Source organism: Chryseobacterium sp. MP_3.2, assembly GCF_035984805.1.
Taxonomy (GTDB): Bacteria; Bacteroidota; Bacteroidia; order Flavobacteriales; family Weeksellaceae; genus Kaistella.
Genome location: NZ_JAXCHW010000001.1, coordinates 606,823 through 624,942 on the forward strand (window position 1 = coordinate 606,823; position 18,120 = coordinate 624,942).

The 18,120-nt window shown below is 35.5% G+C and carries 20 protein-coding genes; 10 read left to right on the forward strand and 10 right to left on the reverse strand.

The window, feature by feature from the left end; all coding sequences use genetic code 11:
- Positions 1-62: 62 nt before the first annotated feature.
- Both RCH13_RS02960 and RCH13_RS02965 read right to left on the reverse strand, forming a co-directional pair.
- Positions 63-566, reverse strand: a complete 504-nt coding sequence (locus RCH13_RS02960; protein WP_326985717.1) for a hypothetical protein — start codon at positions 564-566, stop codon at positions 63-65.
- A gap of 97 nt (positions 567-663) precedes the next feature.
- Positions 664-1,047, reverse strand: a complete 384-nt coding sequence (locus RCH13_RS02965; protein ID WP_326985718.1) for a hypothetical protein — start codon at positions 1,045-1,047, stop codon at positions 664-666.
- Positions 1,048-1,265: 218 nt separating this feature from the next.
- On the opposite strand from RCH13_RS02965, the gene lysS reads away from it, so the two are divergent.
- The 4 genes from lysS to RCH13_RS02985 all read left to right on the forward strand — a co-directional run bounded on the left by lysS (position 1,266) and on the right by RCH13_RS02985 (position 6,876).
- The gene (gene lysS / locus RCH13_RS02970) at positions 1,266-2,963 is read left to right on the forward strand and encodes a lysine--tRNA ligase (protein WP_326985719.1); all 1,698 of its coding nucleotides are present in this window, start codon (positions 1,266-1,268) and stop codon (positions 2,961-2,963) included.
- Positions 2,964-3,181: 218 nt separating this feature from the next.
- The gene (gene gyrB / locus RCH13_RS02975) at positions 3,182-5,116 is read left to right on the forward strand and encodes a DNA topoisomerase (ATP-hydrolyzing) subunit B (protein ID WP_326985720.1); all 1,935 of its coding nucleotides are present in this window, start codon (positions 3,182-3,184) and stop codon (positions 5,114-5,116) included.
- A gap of 62 nt (positions 5,117-5,178) precedes the next feature.
- Positions 5,179-5,988, forward strand: a complete 810-nt coding sequence (locus tag RCH13_RS02980) for an RsiV family protein (RefSeq protein WP_326985721.1) — start codon at positions 5,179-5,181, stop codon at positions 5,986-5,988.
- 36 nt (positions 5,989-6,024) lie between these two features.
- A complete protein-coding gene (locus RCH13_RS02985) occupies positions 6,025-6,876 on the forward strand; it encodes a diacylglycerol/lipid kinase family protein (RefSeq protein WP_326985722.1) in 852 nt (283 codons plus the stop codon).
- On the opposite strand, the gene RCH13_RS02990 is transcribed toward RCH13_RS02985, so the two are convergent.
- From RCH13_RS02990 to RCH13_RS03025, 8 genes are read right to left on the reverse strand one after another with little or no spacing between them, the layout of a single operon-like run.
- Positions 6,873-8,180 (reverse strand): cryptochrome/photolyase family protein, encoded by a 1,308-nt coding sequence (locus RCH13_RS02990; protein WP_326985723.1) that lies wholly within the window; start codon positions 8,178-8,180, stop codon positions 6,873-6,875. The two genes, RCH13_RS02985 and RCH13_RS02990, sit on opposite strands and share 4 nt — an antisense overlap.
- The gene (locus RCH13_RS02995; protein WP_326985724.1) at positions 8,173-8,823 is read right to left on the reverse strand and encodes a MarR family winged helix-turn-helix transcriptional regulator; all 651 of its coding nucleotides are present in this window, start codon (positions 8,821-8,823) and stop codon (positions 8,173-8,175) included. Before RCH13_RS02995 ends, RCH13_RS02990 begins: the two co-directional genes overlap by 8 nt.
- 12 nt (positions 8,824-8,835) lie before the next feature.
- Entirely contained in the window at positions 8,836-9,531 is a 696-nt protein-coding gene (locus RCH13_RS03000; RefSeq protein WP_326985725.1) for an SDR family NAD(P)-dependent oxidoreductase, read from the reverse strand.
- Between the two features lie 13 nt (positions 9,532-9,544).
- Complete coding sequence (locus RCH13_RS03005) at positions 9,545-9,682, reverse strand: DUF2256 domain-containing protein (protein WP_326985726.1); 138 nt, start codon at positions 9,680-9,682, stop codon at positions 9,545-9,547.
- A 6-nt stretch (positions 9,683-9,688) separates the two neighbouring features.
- Entirely contained in the window at positions 9,689-10,312 is a 624-nt protein-coding gene (locus tag RCH13_RS03010) for a flavin reductase family protein (protein WP_326985727.1), read from the reverse strand.
- Positions 10,313-10,318: 6 nt separating this feature from the next.
- Complete coding sequence (locus RCH13_RS03015) at positions 10,319-10,594, reverse strand: TIGR03643 family protein (RefSeq protein ID WP_326985728.1); 276 nt, start codon at positions 10,592-10,594, stop codon at positions 10,319-10,321.
- Between the two features lies 1 nt (position 10,595).
- Positions 10,596-11,909 (reverse strand): ABC1 kinase family protein, encoded by a 1,314-nt coding sequence (locus tag RCH13_RS03020; RefSeq protein ID WP_326985729.1) that lies wholly within the window; start codon positions 11,907-11,909, stop codon positions 10,596-10,598.
- On the reverse strand, positions 11,909-12,577 hold the full coding sequence (locus RCH13_RS03025; RefSeq protein WP_326985730.1) for a TetR family transcriptional regulator C-terminal domain-containing protein: 669 nt from the start codon (positions 12,575-12,577) through the stop codon (positions 11,909-11,911). Before RCH13_RS03025 ends, RCH13_RS03020 begins: the two co-directional genes overlap by 1 nt.
- 83 nt (positions 12,578-12,660) lie before the next feature.
- Between RCH13_RS03025 and RCH13_RS03030 the strand changes: the two genes are divergently transcribed.
- The 6 genes from RCH13_RS03030 to RCH13_RS03055 all read left to right on the forward strand — a co-directional run bounded on the left by RCH13_RS03030 (position 12,661) and on the right by RCH13_RS03055 (position 18,091).
- Positions 12,661-14,130: a phytoene desaturase family protein gene (locus RCH13_RS03030; RefSeq protein ID WP_326985731.1), complete on the forward strand. Its 1,470-nt coding sequence runs from the start codon at positions 12,661-12,663 to the stop codon at positions 14,128-14,130.
- 3 nt (positions 14,131-14,133) lie between these two features.
- Positions 14,134-14,979, forward strand: a complete 846-nt coding sequence (locus RCH13_RS03035; RefSeq protein ID WP_326985732.1) for a phytoene/squalene synthase family protein — start codon at positions 14,134-14,136, stop codon at positions 14,977-14,979.
- Positions 14,979-15,437: a hypothetical protein gene (locus RCH13_RS03040; RefSeq protein ID WP_326985733.1), complete on the forward strand. Its 459-nt coding sequence runs from the start codon at positions 14,979-14,981 to the stop codon at positions 15,435-15,437. Before RCH13_RS03035 ends, RCH13_RS03040 begins: the two co-directional genes overlap by 1 nt.
- A complete protein-coding gene (locus tag RCH13_RS03045; RefSeq protein ID WP_326985734.1) occupies positions 15,437-15,913 on the forward strand; it encodes a sterol desaturase family protein in 477 nt (158 codons plus the stop codon). Before RCH13_RS03040 ends, RCH13_RS03045 begins: the two co-directional genes overlap by 1 nt.
- Before the next feature lie 268 nt (positions 15,914-16,181).
- Positions 16,182-16,667, forward strand: coding sequence for an SRPBCC family protein (locus RCH13_RS03050; protein ID WP_326985735.1), 486 nt, complete (start codon positions 16,182-16,184; stop codon positions 16,665-16,667).
- Positions 16,664-18,091: an SDR family oxidoreductase gene (locus RCH13_RS03055; RefSeq protein ID WP_326985736.1), complete on the forward strand. Its 1,428-nt coding sequence runs from the start codon at positions 16,664-16,666 to the stop codon at positions 18,089-18,091. Before RCH13_RS03050 ends, RCH13_RS03055 begins: the two co-directional genes overlap by 4 nt.
- The last annotated feature ends 29 nt before the right edge of the window (positions 18,092-18,120 follow it).

Here is an 18,120-nt window from a genome sequence, read left to right on the forward strand (position 1 = left end):
CAAAATTGGTGAATCTCACTGTCCAAGATTCTTTTAAAATTTTATTTTGAATCGATGACTTCTTATTCATCATGATCTTTCTTTTCGAAATTACGATTATCAATATTTCCGTCTTGATTATTATAGCTACTCCGAATTTCGGTGTGACGAATTACTCCACCGCTTGTCCCTACTCTTTGCGCAAAGAAAAGGCAGATAATGGTGAGAATTCCCACCACCAAAGGCGAAAATTTAGAGAGGACTGAATTTCTTAAACTGCCAATTAAGGAAAGTATAGAGATCGCTCCCAGAACATAAGTTAAGATTGCAAAAATTTCAGAAACTTCCTCATGTTTTTCTATGAGGTTTTCAGAAAAACCAGCAATTTTCGTAGCAAAATTTTCTGCGTTGTCACCTGTAACCATTGCTGCAACTGAAGTGATGGCTCCTAGAACAAAAATGATGTAGGCGTTTCTTTTGGTGACTTCGGATTTAGTAAAAATTCCGATGAGGAGTATAATGATTCCTACGATAGGAAATATGATTGGTAAATGGTTTACGACCAAATGCAAATGTAATTCATCCATTTTTTATAATTTAAAATTTAAAATTTAAAGTTAGTTTGCTTAAAATCGGTCAAAACTGGAAGATTTGACATGATTAGTTCACGAAAAAATTATAAAATTAAATTTTTGGAGGTTCCCAGATATTTTGATATACAGAAGTATAAAATTTTTCTGAATAAGAAAACTTGTTTGAGAAATCTACATATACCAAATTCCTTTTTCCCATAATTATTCCTTTTTCAGGAGGAATATTGAGCGTTAATGCAGAATTGGAAAAGTCGAGCGTTTTAAAGGGCAGATTCATATCCTGATTATAATCGCTGTCTACAATCTGATCATCAATGTAATGCATTTTAAAGAATGCATAAAGAGACATATCACTGTTTCCTATTTTGTGAGAAATAAAATGTTCAATCAAACTCGGCATTTTCACAATTTGTCTGACCTCAGAAAATGAAGTAAAATAAGTAAGTAACAGCAAATAACTCAACCACTTTTTCACACTATAAATTTAGAGAAAATTTTGAATAGAAGAGAATGAATTGCAGATTTGGAATCAATACAAATAAATGTCATGTTTTTTTCTATGAAAACATTTAAAAATTAAAAGACTTTAAAAATTACAATTTCACCGCACTATTCATAAATTTTTAATGAATTCAATCCTCCTATTCTTAGCGAAAAATTTACTAAATTCGCCCTCTTAAAATAGCAAGAAAAATGCAGTTATCAGAACAGGAAATTATCAGGAGAGAAAAGCTACAAACCCTTGAAAAACTGGGTATTAACGCTTTTCCAGCAGAAGAATATAAAATTACAGATACTTCTAAAACCATTAAGCAGGATTTTGTTGAAGGTAAAAAAGTAACCATTGCGGGTCGATTGATGAGCCGTAGAATTCAGGGGAAAGCAAGTTTTGCAGAATTACAGGATTCTGAAGGAAAAATTCAGGTTTATTTCAACCGTGACGAAATCTGTACTGGTGAAGATAAAACGCTTTACAACGACGTTTACAAACACCTTTTAGACATCGGTGATATAATCGGGATTGAAGGTGAATTGTTCAATACTCAAGTTGGGGAAATGACGGTGAAGGTTACGAATTTCAAAATTTTAACCAAATCTTTACGTCCGCTTCCGCAACCGAGAACTGACGAAAACGGCGTGACTTACGATGCGTTCAATGATCCAGAACTTCGATACAGACAGCGTTATGTAGATCTGATCGTGAATCCGCAAGTGAAAGAAGTGTTCATTAAAAGAACAAAATTGTTCAATGCGATGAGGACTTTTTTCAATGAGGCTGGTTATTTTGAAGTTGAAACTCCAATTTTACAGGCGATTCCAGGTGGAGCTGCGGCGAAACCTTTTATCACGCATCATAATGCTTTAGACATTCCTTTGTATTTAAGAATCGCGAATGAATTATATCTGAAAAGATTGATCGTTGGCGGATTTGACGGCGTTTATGAATTCTCCAAAAACTTTAGAAATGAAGGAATGGACAGAACGCATAATCCAGAATTTACGGCGATGGAAATTTACGTTGCTTACAAAGATTACAACTGGATGATGGATTTCACGGAGAAATTGTTAGAATTTTCCGCCATTCAAGTGAATGGATCTACGGATTCGACTTTTGGCGAACATACCATTAACTGGAAAGCGCCCTATCCACGAATCTCGATGACAGAATCTATTCAACATTTCACCGGATTTGATATTACTGGAAAATCTGAACAGGAATTGTTTGATTTTGCAAGATCTATAGGAGTTGAAGTGAATGAAACAATGGGTAAAGGAAAATTAATTGATGAAATTTTCGGGGAAAAATGCGAAGGAAATTATATTCAACCAACTTTTATTACGGACTACCCTATTGAAATGTCGCCTCTAACAAAGAAACACAGAAGCAAAGAAGGTCTAACCGAACGTTTTGAATTAATGGTTTGCGGAAAAGAAATCGCAAATGCTTATTCGGAATTAAATGATCCGATCGATCAAAGAGAGCGTTTTGAAAAGCAAGTTGAACTAGGCAAAAAGGGTGATGATGAAGCCATGTTTATCGACCAGGATTTCTTGAGAGCTTTGGAATATGGAATGCCACCAACTTCTGGTTTAGGAATCGGTATGGATCGTTTGATTATGTATTTAACGAACAATCCATCTATTCAGGAAGTCTTGTTTTTCCCACAAATGAAGCCAGAAAAAGCAACGCCAACGTTCGAATTGGATGAAGATGAAAAATTGGTTTTGGAAATTTTGAATTCTTCGGAAGAAGCAATGACTTTGGGTCTTGTAAAAGTAAAGAGCCTACTTTCTGGAAAAAAGTGGGACAAAGCAGCAAAAAATCTGACTAAATATAATTTGGTGAAAGTGGAGAAGATTGATGATATTGTCTTGATGAAAGCTTTATAATCTTAAAATATATATTATTTTAAATCCTCGAAAATTTTGAGGATTTTTTTTTTAAAACACGCCTAATTTTAAGACTTCCTTAACTTTCTTATTTGACCAATAAACACTACATTTGTGGGTATTTTTGAAGGAGAAAATTAAGCCTTCTTTTTCGGAATACATTTACTAAAAACATCAAAAATTTCAAAGCTATTTTAGCTTTGACGAACAGATTAATTATGAGTCAAAAAGAATATACAGCAAGTAGCATCCAAGCTTTAGAAGGAATGGAACACGTAAGAATGCGGCCTTCCATGTACATCGGTGATGTAGGTTTAAGAGGATTGCATCACTTGGTTTATGAGGTGGTAGATAATTCCATTGACGAGGCATTAGCAGGTCATTGCGACACCATTTCCGTTATCATTCATGAAGGAGAAAGTATTTCCGTAAAAGATAATGGCCGTGGAATCCCCGTGGACATGCATGAGAAAGAACAGAAATCAGCTTTGGAGGTGGTAATGACCAAAATTGGAGCCGGTGGAAAATTTGATAAAGATTCTTATAAAGTTTCTGGTGGTCTGCACGGAGTTGGGGTTTCGGTGGTAAATGCGCTTTCAAATTCCCTAATTGCAACCGTTAATCGCGATGGCAAAATTTATCAGCAAAAATATTCGAAAGGAAAAGCCCTAGAGGATGTGAAAGAAATCGGTACCACAACAGAGCGTGGAACTGAAGTTTTCTTCCAGGCAGATGATACTATTTTCCAGGAGTTGATCTTTAATTACGACACTTTAGCAAGCAGAATGCGCGAGCTTTCTTATTTGAATAAAGGCATCAAAATTACGTTAACAGACGAAAGAGTACTGGAGGAAGATGGAATTGCTAAACATGACTTGTTCTTCTCTGAAGGAGGATTGAAAGAATTCGTAGAATACATCGATGGAAACCGGGAAAGCATCATGAACAGTGTGATTTTCATGGAAGGTGAAAAAGATAATATTCCGGTAGAAGTTGCGATGAGATACAATACTTCTTACACAGAAAATTTGCACTCTTATGTAAATAACATCAATACGCATGAAGGTGGAACTCACCTTGCGGGTTTTAGAAGAGCTTTAACGAGAACCTTAAAGAAATTTGCAGATGAACTTGGACTTCCGGCAAAAGAGAAAGTAGAAGTTACGGGAGATGATTTCCGGGAAGGATTGACGGCGGTGATTTCTGTAAAAGTAATGGAACCTCAGTTTGAAGGTCAAACCAAAACAAAATTAGGAAACTCTGAAGTTTCCGGTGCCGTTGATAAAATCGTAGGAGAAATGCTTTCCAACTTTTTGGAAGAAAATCCAAACGAAGCAAAACTCATCGTTCAGAAAGTAGTATTAGCAGCAAAAGCGAGACAGGCTGCAAAAAAGGCAAGAGAACTCGTTCAAAGAAAATCTCCGATGGGTGGAAGCGGATTACCAGGAAAACTGTCTGACTGTTCCTCCAAAGATCCTGCAATATCTGAACTGTTCTTAGTGGAGGGAGATTCCGCTGGTGGAACGGCAAAACAAGGCCGTGATCGTCATTTTCAAGCAATTCTACCTTTACGTGGTAAGATTTTGAATGTGGAAAAAGCCATGGTTCATAAAGTGTATGACAATGAGGAGATTAAAAATATTTATACGGCGCTTGGAGTTTCTGTAGGTACAGAAGAAGACAGCAAGGCCCTGAATATGGCGAAATTAAGATACCACAAAGTAGTCATCATGTGTGATGCTGATATTGATGGTGCTCACATTTCTACCTTAATCTTGACTTTTTTCTTTAGATATATGAAGGAATTGATAGAAAACGGATATATTTATATTGCACAGCCGCCATTATATCTCTTGAAAAAAGGAAACAAAAAAATCTACGCGTATAATGAAAAAGAACGAGAGCAGATTACTTTAGAAATGGCTCCAGACGGAAAAGGTGTAGAAGTCCAGCGTTACAAAGGTTTAGGGGAAATGAATCCCGAACAACTTTGGGAAACCACATTAAATCCTGAAGGAAGAATGCTGAAACAAGTGACCATAGAAAGCCTTGCAGAAGCAGATAATGTATTCTCTATGCTCATGGGTGATGAAGTACCACCAAGAAGGGAGTTCATTGAAAAGAATGCGGCGTACGCGAAAATCGACGTTTAACAATATTTTTAAAACCGTTCATCCTTGGACGGTTTTTGATTTCTTATTATTACCCTAAACCTATGAAAAACACCCTATTCCCGCTCATCATTTTCCTCCTCTTTTTAGGGAGTTGCAATAAAACTCAGGTTGAAGATAAAACCATTCAACTTCAAGATTCTACAGAAGTTCCTGCCCTGAATTTAGCAGTGGTCGATTCCGTAAAAGTTCAAGATTCTGTACGCGTTAGTGAAATGCTCACTTTATCTTTTCGATCCAAGGTTTTAACTTTTCCGAACATTACCAATAAAATTTTTTTAGACAGCATTTATTCTGATGCTGCACTCTCTTTAACAGATTATTCCAAAAAGAATATAGAAAAGGAACTGAAAGCGAAGCAACTTCAATATGTGAATGAAACCAAAGAATCCATGAAAGATTTTTCCCCAGAAGTTGCACAAGTTTGGGAGCAAAATTCTGATATGAAATTACTCTCAACCATGAAAGGTTTTATGACGGTACAATACACCAATTCCGGTTACACGGGTGGCGCACATGGTTATTACAATGAGACGCACAAAGTTTTTAATGTAACAACAAATAAAACTTTACAGTTAGAAGATATTCTCAGAATTAAAGACAGACAGGTTTGGAATAGAATTTTAATGGAAAATTTCTTAGAAAATGATCTAGAAAAAGGGCAATCTGAAATGTTGTTGGTTAAGAAAATTCCGCTGACAAACAATTTCTATTTTGACAAAGAAAATCTCTATTTCTTTTACAATCAATATGAGATAACAGCGTATGCAGCTGGACCGGTGACCATTAAAATCCCTTACTCAGAGGTGAAACCTTTTTTAAACTCAGAATTTAGAGCGGCTTTAGATTTATAGAATCCAGTTCAATTTCTATTGCACTTCCTTTCGCCTATGAAAAATGTTGTTTTCATCATCAATCCCTTTTCCGCAAAGAAAAATTATCAGGCGTTTTTGAATCTGCTTCAAAAAAAGATAAACCAACCCAGATTTTACATATCCGAATCCCTTTCGGGCACCAATAATTTCATTGAAGAAAATTTTTCAACCACCGACATTTTTGTAGCAGTTGGTGGGGATGGCACCATTTCTTCTGTGGCAAAAAAACTCGTGAATACGGAGAAAATTCTTGCTATTTTTCCCGCTGGTTCTGGGAATGGTTTTTCCAATGAAACCAACTTTGATAAAAATCTGGATCACCTTTTAAATAAAATCAAAGCGAACAAATCCAGAAAAATAGATACTTTAAAAGTCAATGAGCATCTCTCCATCAATGTTTCTGGGACAGGATTTGATGGGAAAGTGGTAAAGAATTTTGAAAAAACCAGTCGCGGTTTCTTTAATTATATCAAAACTTCTTTAACAACTTTTCTCAAATATCGTCCGGTGGAAATTACTTTTCACTCCGATGCTTACGATCAACACAACGGTAAATATTTAATGCTGAATGTGGCGAACACGCGGCAATTCGGGAATAATGCTTACATCGCGCCGCATGCAAGTACCGTTGATGGCTTGGCGGAAATTGTATTGGTGAAAAAATTTCCCATTTGGTATGGTGCTATTTTCGCGGGTAAAATGTTTTCTAAAAAATTAGAAGAAAGCAAATATGTGACTTTCCTTTCCGTGCCAGAAATTGAATTTACCGTGAATACCCAAGATTGGCATTTGGATGGGGAATATGTAGAAATTAATTCTCCGATCAAAGTTAAAGTGCAACCGAAAAGTTTGAATATACTTCTTTAAACATCTGCACTTTCTAAACCTTTTTTATAGGTTTCCAAAGCGCGTATTCTTGCTGTTTTGTGATCAACCATGGGTTTTGGGTAGTTTTTAGTGCCAAATTCTTTCACCCACATATTAATATATTTAAAGTCGGGATCAAATTTTTTCTGCTGTTCCTCTGGATTAAAAATGCGGAAATAAGGCGCAGAATCACAGCCACTACCTGCACTCCACTGCCAATTTCCATTGTTCGCAGATAAATCATAATCCAAAAGTTTTTCCGCGAAGTATGCTTCCCCAATTCTCCAGTCCATGAGTAAATGTTTGGTGAAAAAACTGGCGCAAACCATTCGCACGCGGTTATGCATAAAACCAGTTTCATTCAGTTGACGCATGCCTGCATCTACAATAGGATAACCCGTTTTACCCAGCTGCCATTTTTCCAGCTCTTGGTCATTGTAATTCCAGGAAATATTATCGTACTTCTTTTTAAAGGACTGATTGATCACTTTTGGAAAATGATAAAGGATGGTCATAAAAAATTCTCGCCAAATCAACTCCTTTAAATAGGTCTGATTTAATTGAGAAGTTTCTGCTGCTAATTTCCGGACGCTAATCGTCCCAAAACGCAGATGAACACTCATTTCCGAAGTTTTTACGGTAGGCAGATTTCTGGTATCGTGGTAATTTTTTATCAGGTTTTTGTCAATTTTGGGAATCTCAAATTGATACGGTGTTTTTTTAAATCCAATTTGCTCCAAAGTGAGTACCTCTTCTTTACTGTCAATCAGGTTTTTCAACAATTTTTCGCTGTCGAAACTTTCTGGTTTTTCCGTGTTGTATTTGATAAGCCATTGCTTAGAATACGGCGTGTAAATGGTATAAGGCGTTCCATCACTTTTTAGAATATCATCTTTGTGGAAATGAACTTGATCTTTAAATAGGTCAAATTCTATATTTTCTCCTGCTAAAAATTTTCCAATTTCTTGATCTCTCTTAATTGCGGAAGGTTCATAGTCTTCATTCGAAAAAACCTTTTCAATAGAATATTCAAGTGCCAATTCCTTAAATATTTCCAACGGTTTGCCGTGAAATATTTTGATGCTTTTACCAGATTTTCTCAAATGAACATTAAGAATATTTAAAACCTGCACTAAAAAATCAACGCGTTTATCCTCCTTATTATCTAGTTTGGTTAAAATTTCTGTATCGAAAATAAAAATGGGCAGTACACTTTCAGCATTTTGTAAGGCCTGAAAAAGACCGTGGTTATCACTTAAACGCAAATCTCTTCGAAACCAAAAAACAGTAATCTTTTTATTCATTCCCTACCATTTTTAAAATACTTTCTGGCTCTTCATTTTTTAAATTCTTGTACACATATTGATGAAAGGAATTCAATTTTTCTAAACTCAATAATAGCGTATTTTTTTCTTCCTCGCCTAATTTACCGCACAAGATTTTTGAGGCTACTGAAATGTCTTTAATTGATTCCGTGGACACTTGCCTCCCTTTTTCCGTCAGAGAGATTCGGGTGCTCCTTTTATCGTTTTCATCTCTCTTTTCTTGCAGTAAACCGTTCCTCACCAGTCTTTTAATAATTTCTATTCCAGATTGTTTTTCATGTGCATTTTTTTCAATGAGTTGCATTTTAGTCAAAGAAGCAAGACCTATCATGTGGAAAAGATAGGTAAAATCTTCATTCACCAAATCCGGATGGCGCTCCAATGATTTTTTGAGCAAATGTTTAGAATATCTGCCCAACATGAGGACTTGTTCGGCAATTGCATTTTCAATTTCAGCTATATCTTTATCTTTCGATGCTGTAATTTTTTGACCTAATTCTTTTTCATTGGCTTGCTCATTAAGGTAACATCGAAAATCTTCCAGACACTGATCGCTTCCAGTTTTTAACCGTTGAAAAGAATCCAACTGCTTCAGTGTATCGATGACTAAGTTATACTCCATTTGGTCTTTTATTTAGAGTTTAAGACTACCTAAACCCCCATCAATACCTATAACTTGACCTGTAATCCAAGAACTTTTATCAGAAAGTAAAAATTCTACCGCTTGTGCGCTATCGTCCGCAGTGCCAATCCTTTGCAATGGATGACGTTTCGCACCCGCTGCTCTTTTGTCTTCGGTAGATAATAATTGCTCAGCCAAGTCCGTATCCGAAAGCGACGGCGCAATGACATTAACCCTGATTTTATTCGAGGCAACTTCTGCAGCCAAACTGCGCGAAAAACCCTCCAATGCGCCTTTACTTGCAGCGATAGAAGTATGAAATGGCATCCCGACCTTTGCTGCAACGGTGCTGAAAAGAACGATACTTGCACCACCGGATTTTTTCAGGAGGGGCAAACATTTCTGAATAATTTTCACCGCGCCCAAAAAGTTTTGGTGAAAATCTGTCAAAAAATCTTCTTGGCTAAATCTGCTAAAGGGTTTTAGGTTAATAGAACCTGGACAATAAACCAAACCGTGTAATTCTTGCGGCAATTCCAGGTCACTTAAGTCATCCGTGGCAATATCTCCTTCATAGAACTTTGTATTTAAGGCTTCTAATTCTGGAGTTAAATTTCTGGAGATGGTATATAAATTTTCTTCTCTTAAAAGTTGTGCAGAATGCAATCCTATGCCCTTTCCCGCTCCTATTATTAATATATTTTTCATACTGATGTTTTATTCAATTTTTTTTTTTACACTTTTCGCTGCAATAGCGGACATTTTCCCAGTCTTTTTCCCACTTTTTTCGCCAAGAAAATGGCAACCCGCATCTTGTGCAGATTTTCTCTGGTAAATTTTCCTTCTTTACGCCTTTCAACTTCTTTTAAGTATTAGGTTTTGCATATTCAAACTGTTGCAAAAAATGGGGTTCATAATAGGCATCTAAACCTCCACTTAGTAGCAAATTTTCAACCTTCACCAAGCCATCTTCAGACAAACGAATTGCTGGTAGAAAAATTTGTTCAATACTTCCAATCACCATTATGGTATTGTTAATTTCTATATCAAGTACGCTTTCTAGCTTCATTTGAATTTTAATTTCCGCTTCCATCACAAAAGGCACGTTTCCATTTTCTCTATATTCTGGCGTCAGATTCACGGCATTAAATTCTGAAAGTTCTTTAGGGTACCGCGCAGAAGTTTGGTGGGCTTGTTTTGCGAAACTCTTGTGCATAAAATTAACGGTATAACTTCCCACCTCAAGAATATTGGTCAAAGTATGTCGGTCTACAGAACTCGGTCGCGTGATTAAACCAAACAAAGCCGGATCAGATCCTAAGTGAATGAGAGAGTTGAAGATGGCCAAATTTTCTTGACCCTCTTTCGATTTAGTACCTATTAGAGAAATCTGCCTAATTCCCGCCAAAGAATTGATTAGTTTAATGCGGTATCTTTTTTCACACTCAGAAATTATTTTTCGATCGATATTGATAAAGTTTTCAGCCATTACATTTTAGCGTTTGCTTATTTTATTCCCGGAAATTGTTCTTTGTCTCGTACATCGAAATCTGGAGATTTCTGCATTTCTTTTCATAAGGTGTTTGTTGCTCACTCCAGAATTAACACGCGCTCGCCAAAGTTTAAAAGAACTTTGTTTCAGTTCTTTTCTCATCAAAGCAATCACATCTTTTTCGGCCATAGCAAATTGGTACGTAATGGCCTCAAAAGGAGTTCGGTCTTCCCAAGCCATCTCGATTACCCGGTCTATTTCTACAGGTGTTAACTCCATTTTACATAAAATTTTTGTAGTTATTAATGTGAATATTTCTCGATTTGATGGAGTGCATCAAACTATAAAGTCCAAAAAATGTCCGGTTCATATAAATAAAATGACGGGAACCACGATTGGCATTTCTTCCTTTTATGGTGGTATTTTTCGCGTACTTCTGTCCGAGATCTGCAATTGCTTCAAAAAATTCAGGATCCTCAAAATCAAAAGTTTCATTTTGAAAAGGAACGGTAAATAAATACAATAGTTCATAGAAAATCTGGGTGAAAAATTCTTTTTCCTCCTCAGAATCATCTAATCTGATAATTTCCAGTTCCAATAATTTCTTATCGAAAAATTCTTTATTATCCAAGTTTTCTCGCACAGCCAGTTCAAAATAAGGAATATAAAAATCCTCTGGAATGGCTTTCATACAACCAAAATCAATGGCGATTAAATCGGCTTCTGCCGAAACCAAAAAATTTCCAGGGTGTGGATCGGCGTGAACTTTTCTCAATTTGTGGATTTGATACATGTAGAAATCCCAAAGAGTCTGTCCGACTTTTTCCGCGATTTCCTGATCTGTATTTTCATCGCAAAAAGTGGAAAGGTGTTTTCCGTGCATCCAATCCATCGTGATGATCCGATTATTGGAATATTCTTTATAATAATTTGGAAATTTCAGGTTGGGAATATTTTCGCAACTTTTTCTAATTTCTAAACTTTGATTAATCTCCAGTTCGTAATTGGTTTCTTCCAAAAGTTTATCCTCAACTTCTTTGAAATATTGATCAGAGTTTTTTCCTTTTATGTTGAACATTTTCATAGCAATTGGTTTGATCATTGCCAAGTCTGAAGAAATACTTTGTGAAACTCCTGGATACTGAATTTTTATAGCCAATTCTTTACCATCTTTCCAGGCTTTGTGAACTTGACCAATACTTGCCGCATTGGTAGATTCTGCATTAAATTCATCAAACAGATCTGTAGGTTTCTGGCCAAAATTATTCTTAAATATTTTGTTAACCAAAGGTGCTGAAAGAGGCGGAACCTGGAATTGGGAAAGGGAAAATTTCTCTACATAAGCTGCAGGTAAAATATTCTTTTCCATGCTCAGCATCTGGGCAACTTTCAAAGCGCTTCCCTTTAATTCCTTTAAACTGTCATAAATGTCTGTCGCGTTGTTTTTATTTAAATTATCCTTCGCTTCATCTTCCGTTTTGGTCATCTTATCTCCGTAATATTTCAGGTAATTGACGCCAATTTTAGCGCCGGTAGAAATAAATTTGGAGGCACGTTCTATCTTACTTGTAGGGATCCTGTCTAATGTTTTCATTATCTGTTTTTTACTTTTTCATTAAAAATGAATTTGCCGAGATCTAATAGTTTTTTCAAAGGTTTTACCTCTAGAAATTCAAAACTGGTGTCGACTGACTTCTCAATAAATATATCGGTCTTTTCGAAATTGGAACTGGTGTCTTCCATCCAAAACTTGAGGGTGGTGAGGAAATGACCCCAAAACAATTCTTCAACTCCTTTATTTTTCAGATTTTCAAATTTTTGCATCTTTTCATTTTCCATATCCATGAAAGACTCATTGATTTTTAAACTTCTAATGAACATTTGAAATTCTTTTTTCAAAGCCCACAATTTTTTCATATTTTGGAGCTTATCTTTATCCTGACCAATTAAGTAAATAATCAAGCTTCGGTTCAGGGTTAATTGTTCAAAGAAAGTAAAGTAGAAAGAAAGGAGTTTGGTCTTAGCATTGTGACCTGCAAAATTTTCATCTTGGTGCAATAGCATCATGGTTTGATCCATAAAGTATTTAAGATAGTGCAATTCTAGCTGATCAAAATTGGCGAAGTAAAAATAGAAATCGCTCTCCTTAATTTGATGGTCATCACAAAAGGTGAAAACATTTAAAGGTTTTTTATTATTTCGTAAAACATATTTTGAGTACAAGTCTAAAATCAACTCTTGTGTAACTTCTATATTTTCCATATTGTTTAAATTATTTTGTACAAATTTAGTAAAATAATTTTCTAATTTCAAAATAAAAGTATAATTTTGTTCTATTATTAAAAATGAGAAAGGTTATCATCATCGGCTCCGGCTTTTCTGCGATTGCTGCAGCGTGTTACATGGCAAAAGCTAACCATCAAGTTACCGTTCTAGAAAAGAATGAGCAGCTTGGCGGTCGCGCATCTTTGTTAGAGATTGATGGATTTAAATTTGACATGGGTCCAAGTTGGTACTGGATGCCTGACATTTTTGAGAGATTTTTCGCGGACTTTGGTAAAAAGGTTTCTGATTATTATCAATTAGAGAAATTGTCACCTGGTTACCGTGTCTATTTTGGCAAAGATGATTACATCGATATTTCAGATGATCCAGAAAAAATAGTAGAAAAATTTGAAGAAATTGAACCAGGAAGTGGCGCCCATCTCATCAAATTTATGGAAAATTCCAGAAAAAATTATGAGATCGCGATGAAGGATTTGGTTTACAATCCGGGAAAATCACTTCTGGAGCTCGTAAACGTAGAAACTGCCAAACGCGTTAAATTATTTGTTCAAAACATTTCTCAAACCGTTCGGAAGAATATTAAAAATCCAAAACTGCAAAGTATTTTGGAATTTCCCGTTTTATTTTTGGGTGCAAAGCCGCAAAATACACCGGCGTTCTATAACTTTATGAATCATGCCGATTTCGGTTTAGGAACGTGGTATCCGAAAGGTGGATTTAATGCAGTTGCATTAGGAATGGTGAAATTAGCGAAAGAATTGGGAGTTGAATTTAAAGTTAATCAAGAGGTTACGAAAATTGAAACTGAAAATAATCAAGCCAAGAAAGTAATTACAACAACTGATTCTTTTCCAGCAGATTTGGTAATTTCTGGGGCAGATTACGCCCATACAGAAAAACTTTTAGACAAGAACGAAAGCAATTACAGTGAAGAATATTGGCAAAAGAAAGTTTTTGCACCCTCTTCCTTTTTATATTATGTAGCCTTTGACAAAAAAGTTCCAGAGTTGCAACACCATAATTTATTTTTCGATACGGATTTTGGGCAGCATGCTATCGATATTTATGACGAACCCAAATTACCGGTAAAACCTTTGTTCTACGCTAATTTTTCTAGCAAAACCGATCTGGATTTATGTCCAGAAGGCAAGGAAATCGGATTCTTTTTGATTCCAGTAGCAGTAGATTTAGAAGACAATCAAGAAATTCATGACCGGTATTTCGAAATGATCATGGACAGAGTTGAGAACAACACAGGATTGGATTTAAGGAGTTCCGTAATTTTCAAGAAAAGTTTCGGGGTGAAAGATTTTAAGGAGCGGTATAATTCTTGTCGCGGTAATGCTTACGGCTTGGCAAACACCTTACTGCAAACCTCGATTCTGCGACCAAGCATTAGCAATAAAAAGATAAAAAACTTATTTTATACGGGACAGCTTACTGTTCCAGGACCTGGAGTTCCACCTGCCTTAATTTCGGGGAAAGTGGTAACTGACTATATATTAAAGAATGAATCCAAAATTTATTAACTGATGAACAATCTAGAAATCTACCAATCACTTTGCGGCATGTCTTCTAAGATGGTTACGCAAAAATACAGCACGTCTTTTTACCGTGCTTCTACCCTTTTCAAGCCAGAAGTTCGTCAACATATTTACAATATTTATGGCTTCGTCAGACTTGCAGATGAAATTGTAGACACATTCCATGATTATGACAAAGTTCTGTTGATGGATGAATTTGAAAAAAATTACAAATCAGCACAAGAAAATTGCATTTCACTTAACCCAATTCTCCACTCTTTTTGCCTTACGCAGAGAGAAAAGAAAATTCCACAGCATTTAGTTGATGCTTTTATGCATTCTATGAAAATGGATTTGGGAGAAATTAAAGATTTGAATGATGAAAAATACAATGAGTATATTTACGGCTCCGCAGAAGTGGTAGGTTTAATGTGTTTAAAAGTATTCGTTAATGGTGATTTAGCAGAATATGAAAAGCTAAAACCGTATGCGCAAAGTTTAGGGGCTGCTTTTCAAAAAATTAATTTCTTGCGAGACATTAGCGCAGATTTTAATGATCTAAACAGAACCTATTTTCCAAATGTAGATTTTAATAATTTTTCTTTGGAAGATAAAAACACCATAGAGATTGATATTGCGAAAGATTTCGCACACGCCAAAATTGGAATTAAAATGTTGCCAATGTCCTGCAGATTAGCAGTCTATATGGCTTATAAATATTATTTTAACTTATTTAAAAAAATAAGAAAAACTGAACCTCAATTGCTTTTAACCAAGAGAATTAGAGTTTCTAACGCAAGAAAAATTTACCTCATGGGTGAAATGATCTTAAATAAAAATCTTAATTTACTGTAATGAAATTTTTAAGTGCAATTTTCTTTTTATTAATGGCCAATATGATGTTTTCTCAAAACTTACCAGAACTAAGAACACTTCTTAAAACAGGTGAAACTTCCGAAGCTTCTGCGAAAGTCTTGATTGACAAATCAAGTACAGCTTTCACCAAAACAAAACAGCCAATCTATGCTGGATTTATGGCGATTGGTCAATTTTTTATGGCGAAGCACGCTTTCAGTCCTTTTAAGAAAATGTCTTATTTTAATGAGGGTAAAAAGAACCTTGATAACGCAATTATTAAAGATCCGAAAAATGCAGAAATTAGGTTGCTGCGTTTAATCACTCAGGAAAAAGCGCCGAAACTATTGGGTTACTCGAAAAACATCTCCGAAGACAAAAGGATAATTACCAGTGAATACACCAAAATTGAAGATGAAGCTTTAAAATTATACATCAAAAATTATTTAAATTTATAATGGAATTTTTAACTTATTTTGCGATTACCATTGGGGTTTTCGTTACTATGGAAGGAGTAACTTGGTTAACTCATAAGTTTATAATGCATGGAGCAACTGGATGGTATTTTCATGAGGATCACCACCAACCTGGATATCCTCACGTTTTTGAAAAAAATGATGCCTTCTTTGTGATTTTTGCCATACCGAGTATGTTATTGTTTTGGTTTGGAACCGTAAATGGATTGAACTGGATGTTTTTTGTCGGACTTGGCATTTTACTTTACGGCACCGCTTACTTTACTATTCATGATGTTTTAATTCATAGACGATTTAAGTGGTTTGATAAAACTGAAAACTGGTATTTAAGGGGATTAAGAAAAGCACATAAAATCCATCATAAACATTTAGGAAAAGAAGATGGAGAATGTTTCGGAATGTTGTTTGTACCGATGAAATATTTTAGAGAGGCCCGACTATCAACTGTTAAAAAATAAATTTTTCAATCTTACTACCATTTATAAATGGGTAGCTGCAACTAGATTTTATATAAGTTTAATCCCAATTTTTCATTCTATTCTACTTTTTTAATGGCGCGTTAAAGGAAGTTATTTCTGAAACCCGTTGTGTGCGTAAGCAGAATATCCTGGAATTAGACTATAAGCCATTCCGGTAGAACAAGTTTTTTACTTTTTTGCCCTCCTCTGTTCTCTTGTACACCTTTTCGAATATTTAAAGATCCCACAAAGCTTTTAACCAAAAATAATGAAACTGAATATCACCAAACAGTCCGGAATTTACACCTTAACTTCTGAACAAGTTTTACCACTAACATTAGATCAGGCCTGGGATTTTTTTACCGTTCCTACGAATTTGGATAAAATTACCCCGGAAGAGATGAACTTTAAAATCACTAATAATCCACCTCCAAAAACATATCGTGGACAAATTATCACCTATAAAATCGGGCTTTTGCCGGGAATAAATGCGAACTGGATTACAGAAATCACCCAATTGGAAGACCGAAAATTTTTTGTGGATGAACAGCGATTTGGACCTTATGCAATGTGGCATCATGAACATCATTTTGAAGATATTGGCGAGGGGAAAGTAATTATGAGAGATATTGTCAACTATAAATTACCTTTAGGTTTTATTGGTGATTTATTCGGAGGCGCCATTATAAAAAATAAAGTGAAATCCATTTTTGAAGGCAGATTCCATATCTTAGAAAAAACATTTGCGATATGAAAATATTTCTTACCGGTGTAACAGGATATATTGGAAAAAGACTTCTCATACAGTTGTTAGAAGAAGGTCATCACGTAGTCTGTTCGGTAAGAGACAAAAATCGCTTCAGCACCAAACTATTCAAAAATAATATTTCTCAGATTGAAGTTGTTGAAAATGATTTTCTCGATGAAAATTCCCTTGAAAGCATTCCAAAAGACATTGAAAACGCTTATTATCTGATTCATTCGATGTCATCTGGCGACGGCGATTTCAGTGAAAAGGAAAAAACTTCTGCCCTCAATTTCAGAAACGCCTTAGAAAAAACACAAGTTAAACAGGTTATTTTTTTAACAGGCATTATCAATGAAGATAAACTTTCAAAGCATCTTGAATCCAGAAAACAGGTTGAAGAGGCATTAAAAAGTTCCAAATATAATCTTACTTGTCTACGAGCCGGAATAATTGTAGGCTCTGGGAGTGCTTCGTTCGAAATCATCCGGGATATTGTAGAAAAATTACCCGTAATGATTACACCAAAATGGTTGAATACGCGTTGTCAACCCATTGCGATTCGAAATGTGATTCAATATTTGGTCGGAGTTTTAGGGAAAGATTTTACCTATAATGAAAACTATGATATTGCTGGAACTGATATCTTGACGTATAAAGAAATGTTACTTCAATACGGCGAAATTCGGGGTTTAAAACGCCATATTTTTATTGTTCCGGTGATGACGCCAAAACTATCTTCCTATTGGCTATATTTCGTTACTTCTACGAGTTTTTTCCTCGCACAGAACTTAGTAGACAGCATGAAAATTGACGTTGTAGCGAAACCTAATAATCTAGCAGAAAAATTAAATATCAAGTTATTTTCGTATCGGGAAGCGATTCAATTGGCTTTCGACAAAATCAAGCAAAATGATGTGCTTTCCAGTTGGTATGATTCTTTTACCAATCAGTTCCACACCAGAAAAGTGTGGCAATATTTAGAAGTTCCGGAAGAAGGCTGTTTTAAAGATAAACGCGAAATTCTAGTAGAAAATGAAGAAGAAACCCTCAACAGAGTTTTCAGTATTGGTGGAAAAACCGGATGGTATTATGCAGATTTTCTCTGGCAAATTCGGGGATTTTTAGATAAACTTTTTGGCGGGGTTGGCTTACGGCGTGGTAGAAAAAACATGAGTACGCTGGAAGCTGGAGATTCTGTCGATTTTTGGCGTGTTCTCTATGCAGACCGGGATAAGAAGCGGCTTTTATTATTTGCCGAAATGAAACTTCCAGGCGAAGCTTGGCTCGAGTTTAAAATCAAAGACGGCGTTCTTTATCAAAATGCAACTTTCCGACCCTTGGGAATTTCGGGGCGATTGTATTGGTATTCCGTTTTGCCTTTTCATGGTGCAATTTTTAACGGAATGCTGAAAAAACTCGCAGGGAAATAGTTTACGGGCAAAAAAAAACTTGCCATTTC

Coding starts and splice junctions, on each gene's coding strand:
- RCH13_RS02960 (WP_326985717.1), bottom strand. CDS start 566: ATGGATGAATTACATTTGCATTTGGTCGTAAACCATTTACCAATCATA.
- lysS (WP_326985719.1), top strand. CDS start 1,266: ATGCAGTTATCAGAACAGGAAATTATCAGGAGAGAAAAGCTACAAACC.
- gyrB (WP_326985720.1), top strand. CDS start 3,182: ATGAGTCAAAAAGAATATACAGCAAGTAGCATCCAAGCTTTAGAAGGA.
- RCH13_RS02980 (WP_326985721.1), top strand. CDS start 5,179: ATGAAAAACACCCTATTCCCGCTCATCATTTTCCTCCTCTTTTTAGGG.
- RCH13_RS02985 (WP_326985722.1), top strand. CDS start 6,025: ATGAAAAATGTTGTTTTCATCATCAATCCCTTTTCCGCAAAGAAAAAT.
- RCH13_RS02990 (WP_326985723.1), bottom strand. CDS start 8,180: ATGAATAAAAAGATTACTGTTTTTTGGTTTCGAAGAGATTTGCGTTTA.
- RCH13_RS02995 (WP_326985724.1), bottom strand. CDS start 8,823: ATGGAGTATAACTTAGTCATCGATACACTGAAGCAGTTGGATTCTTTT.
- RCH13_RS03000 (WP_326985725.1), bottom strand. CDS start 9,531: ATGAAAAATATATTAATAATAGGAGCGGGAAAGGGCATAGGATTGCAT.
- RCH13_RS03010 (WP_326985727.1), bottom strand. CDS start 10,312: ATGGCTGAAAACTTTATCAATATCGATCGAAAAATAATTTCTGAGTGT.
- RCH13_RS03015 (WP_326985728.1), bottom strand. CDS start 10,594: ATGGAGTTAACACCTGTAGAAATAGACCGGGTAATCGAGATGGCTTGG.
- RCH13_RS03020 (WP_326985729.1), bottom strand. CDS start 11,909: ATGAAAACATTAGACAGGATCCCTACAAGTAAGATAGAACGTGCCTCC.
- RCH13_RS03025 (WP_326985730.1), bottom strand. CDS start 12,577: ATGGAAAATATAGAAGTTACACAAGAGTTGATTTTAGACTTGTACTCA.
- RCH13_RS03030 (WP_326985731.1), top strand. CDS start 12,661: ATGAGAAAGGTTATCATCATCGGCTCCGGCTTTTCTGCGATTGCTGCA.
- RCH13_RS03035 (WP_326985732.1), top strand. CDS start 14,134: ATGAACAATCTAGAAATCTACCAATCACTTTGCGGCATGTCTTCTAAG.
- RCH13_RS03040 (WP_326985733.1), top strand. CDS start 14,979: ATGAAATTTTTAAGTGCAATTTTCTTTTTATTAATGGCCAATATGATG.
- RCH13_RS03045 (WP_326985734.1), top strand. CDS start 15,437: ATGGAATTTTTAACTTATTTTGCGATTACCATTGGGGTTTTCGTTACT.
- RCH13_RS03050 (WP_326985735.1), top strand. CDS start 16,182: ATGAAACTGAATATCACCAAACAGTCCGGAATTTACACCTTAACTTCT.
- RCH13_RS03055 (WP_326985736.1), top strand. CDS start 16,664: ATGAAAATATTTCTTACCGGTGTAACAGGATATATTGGAAAAAGACTT.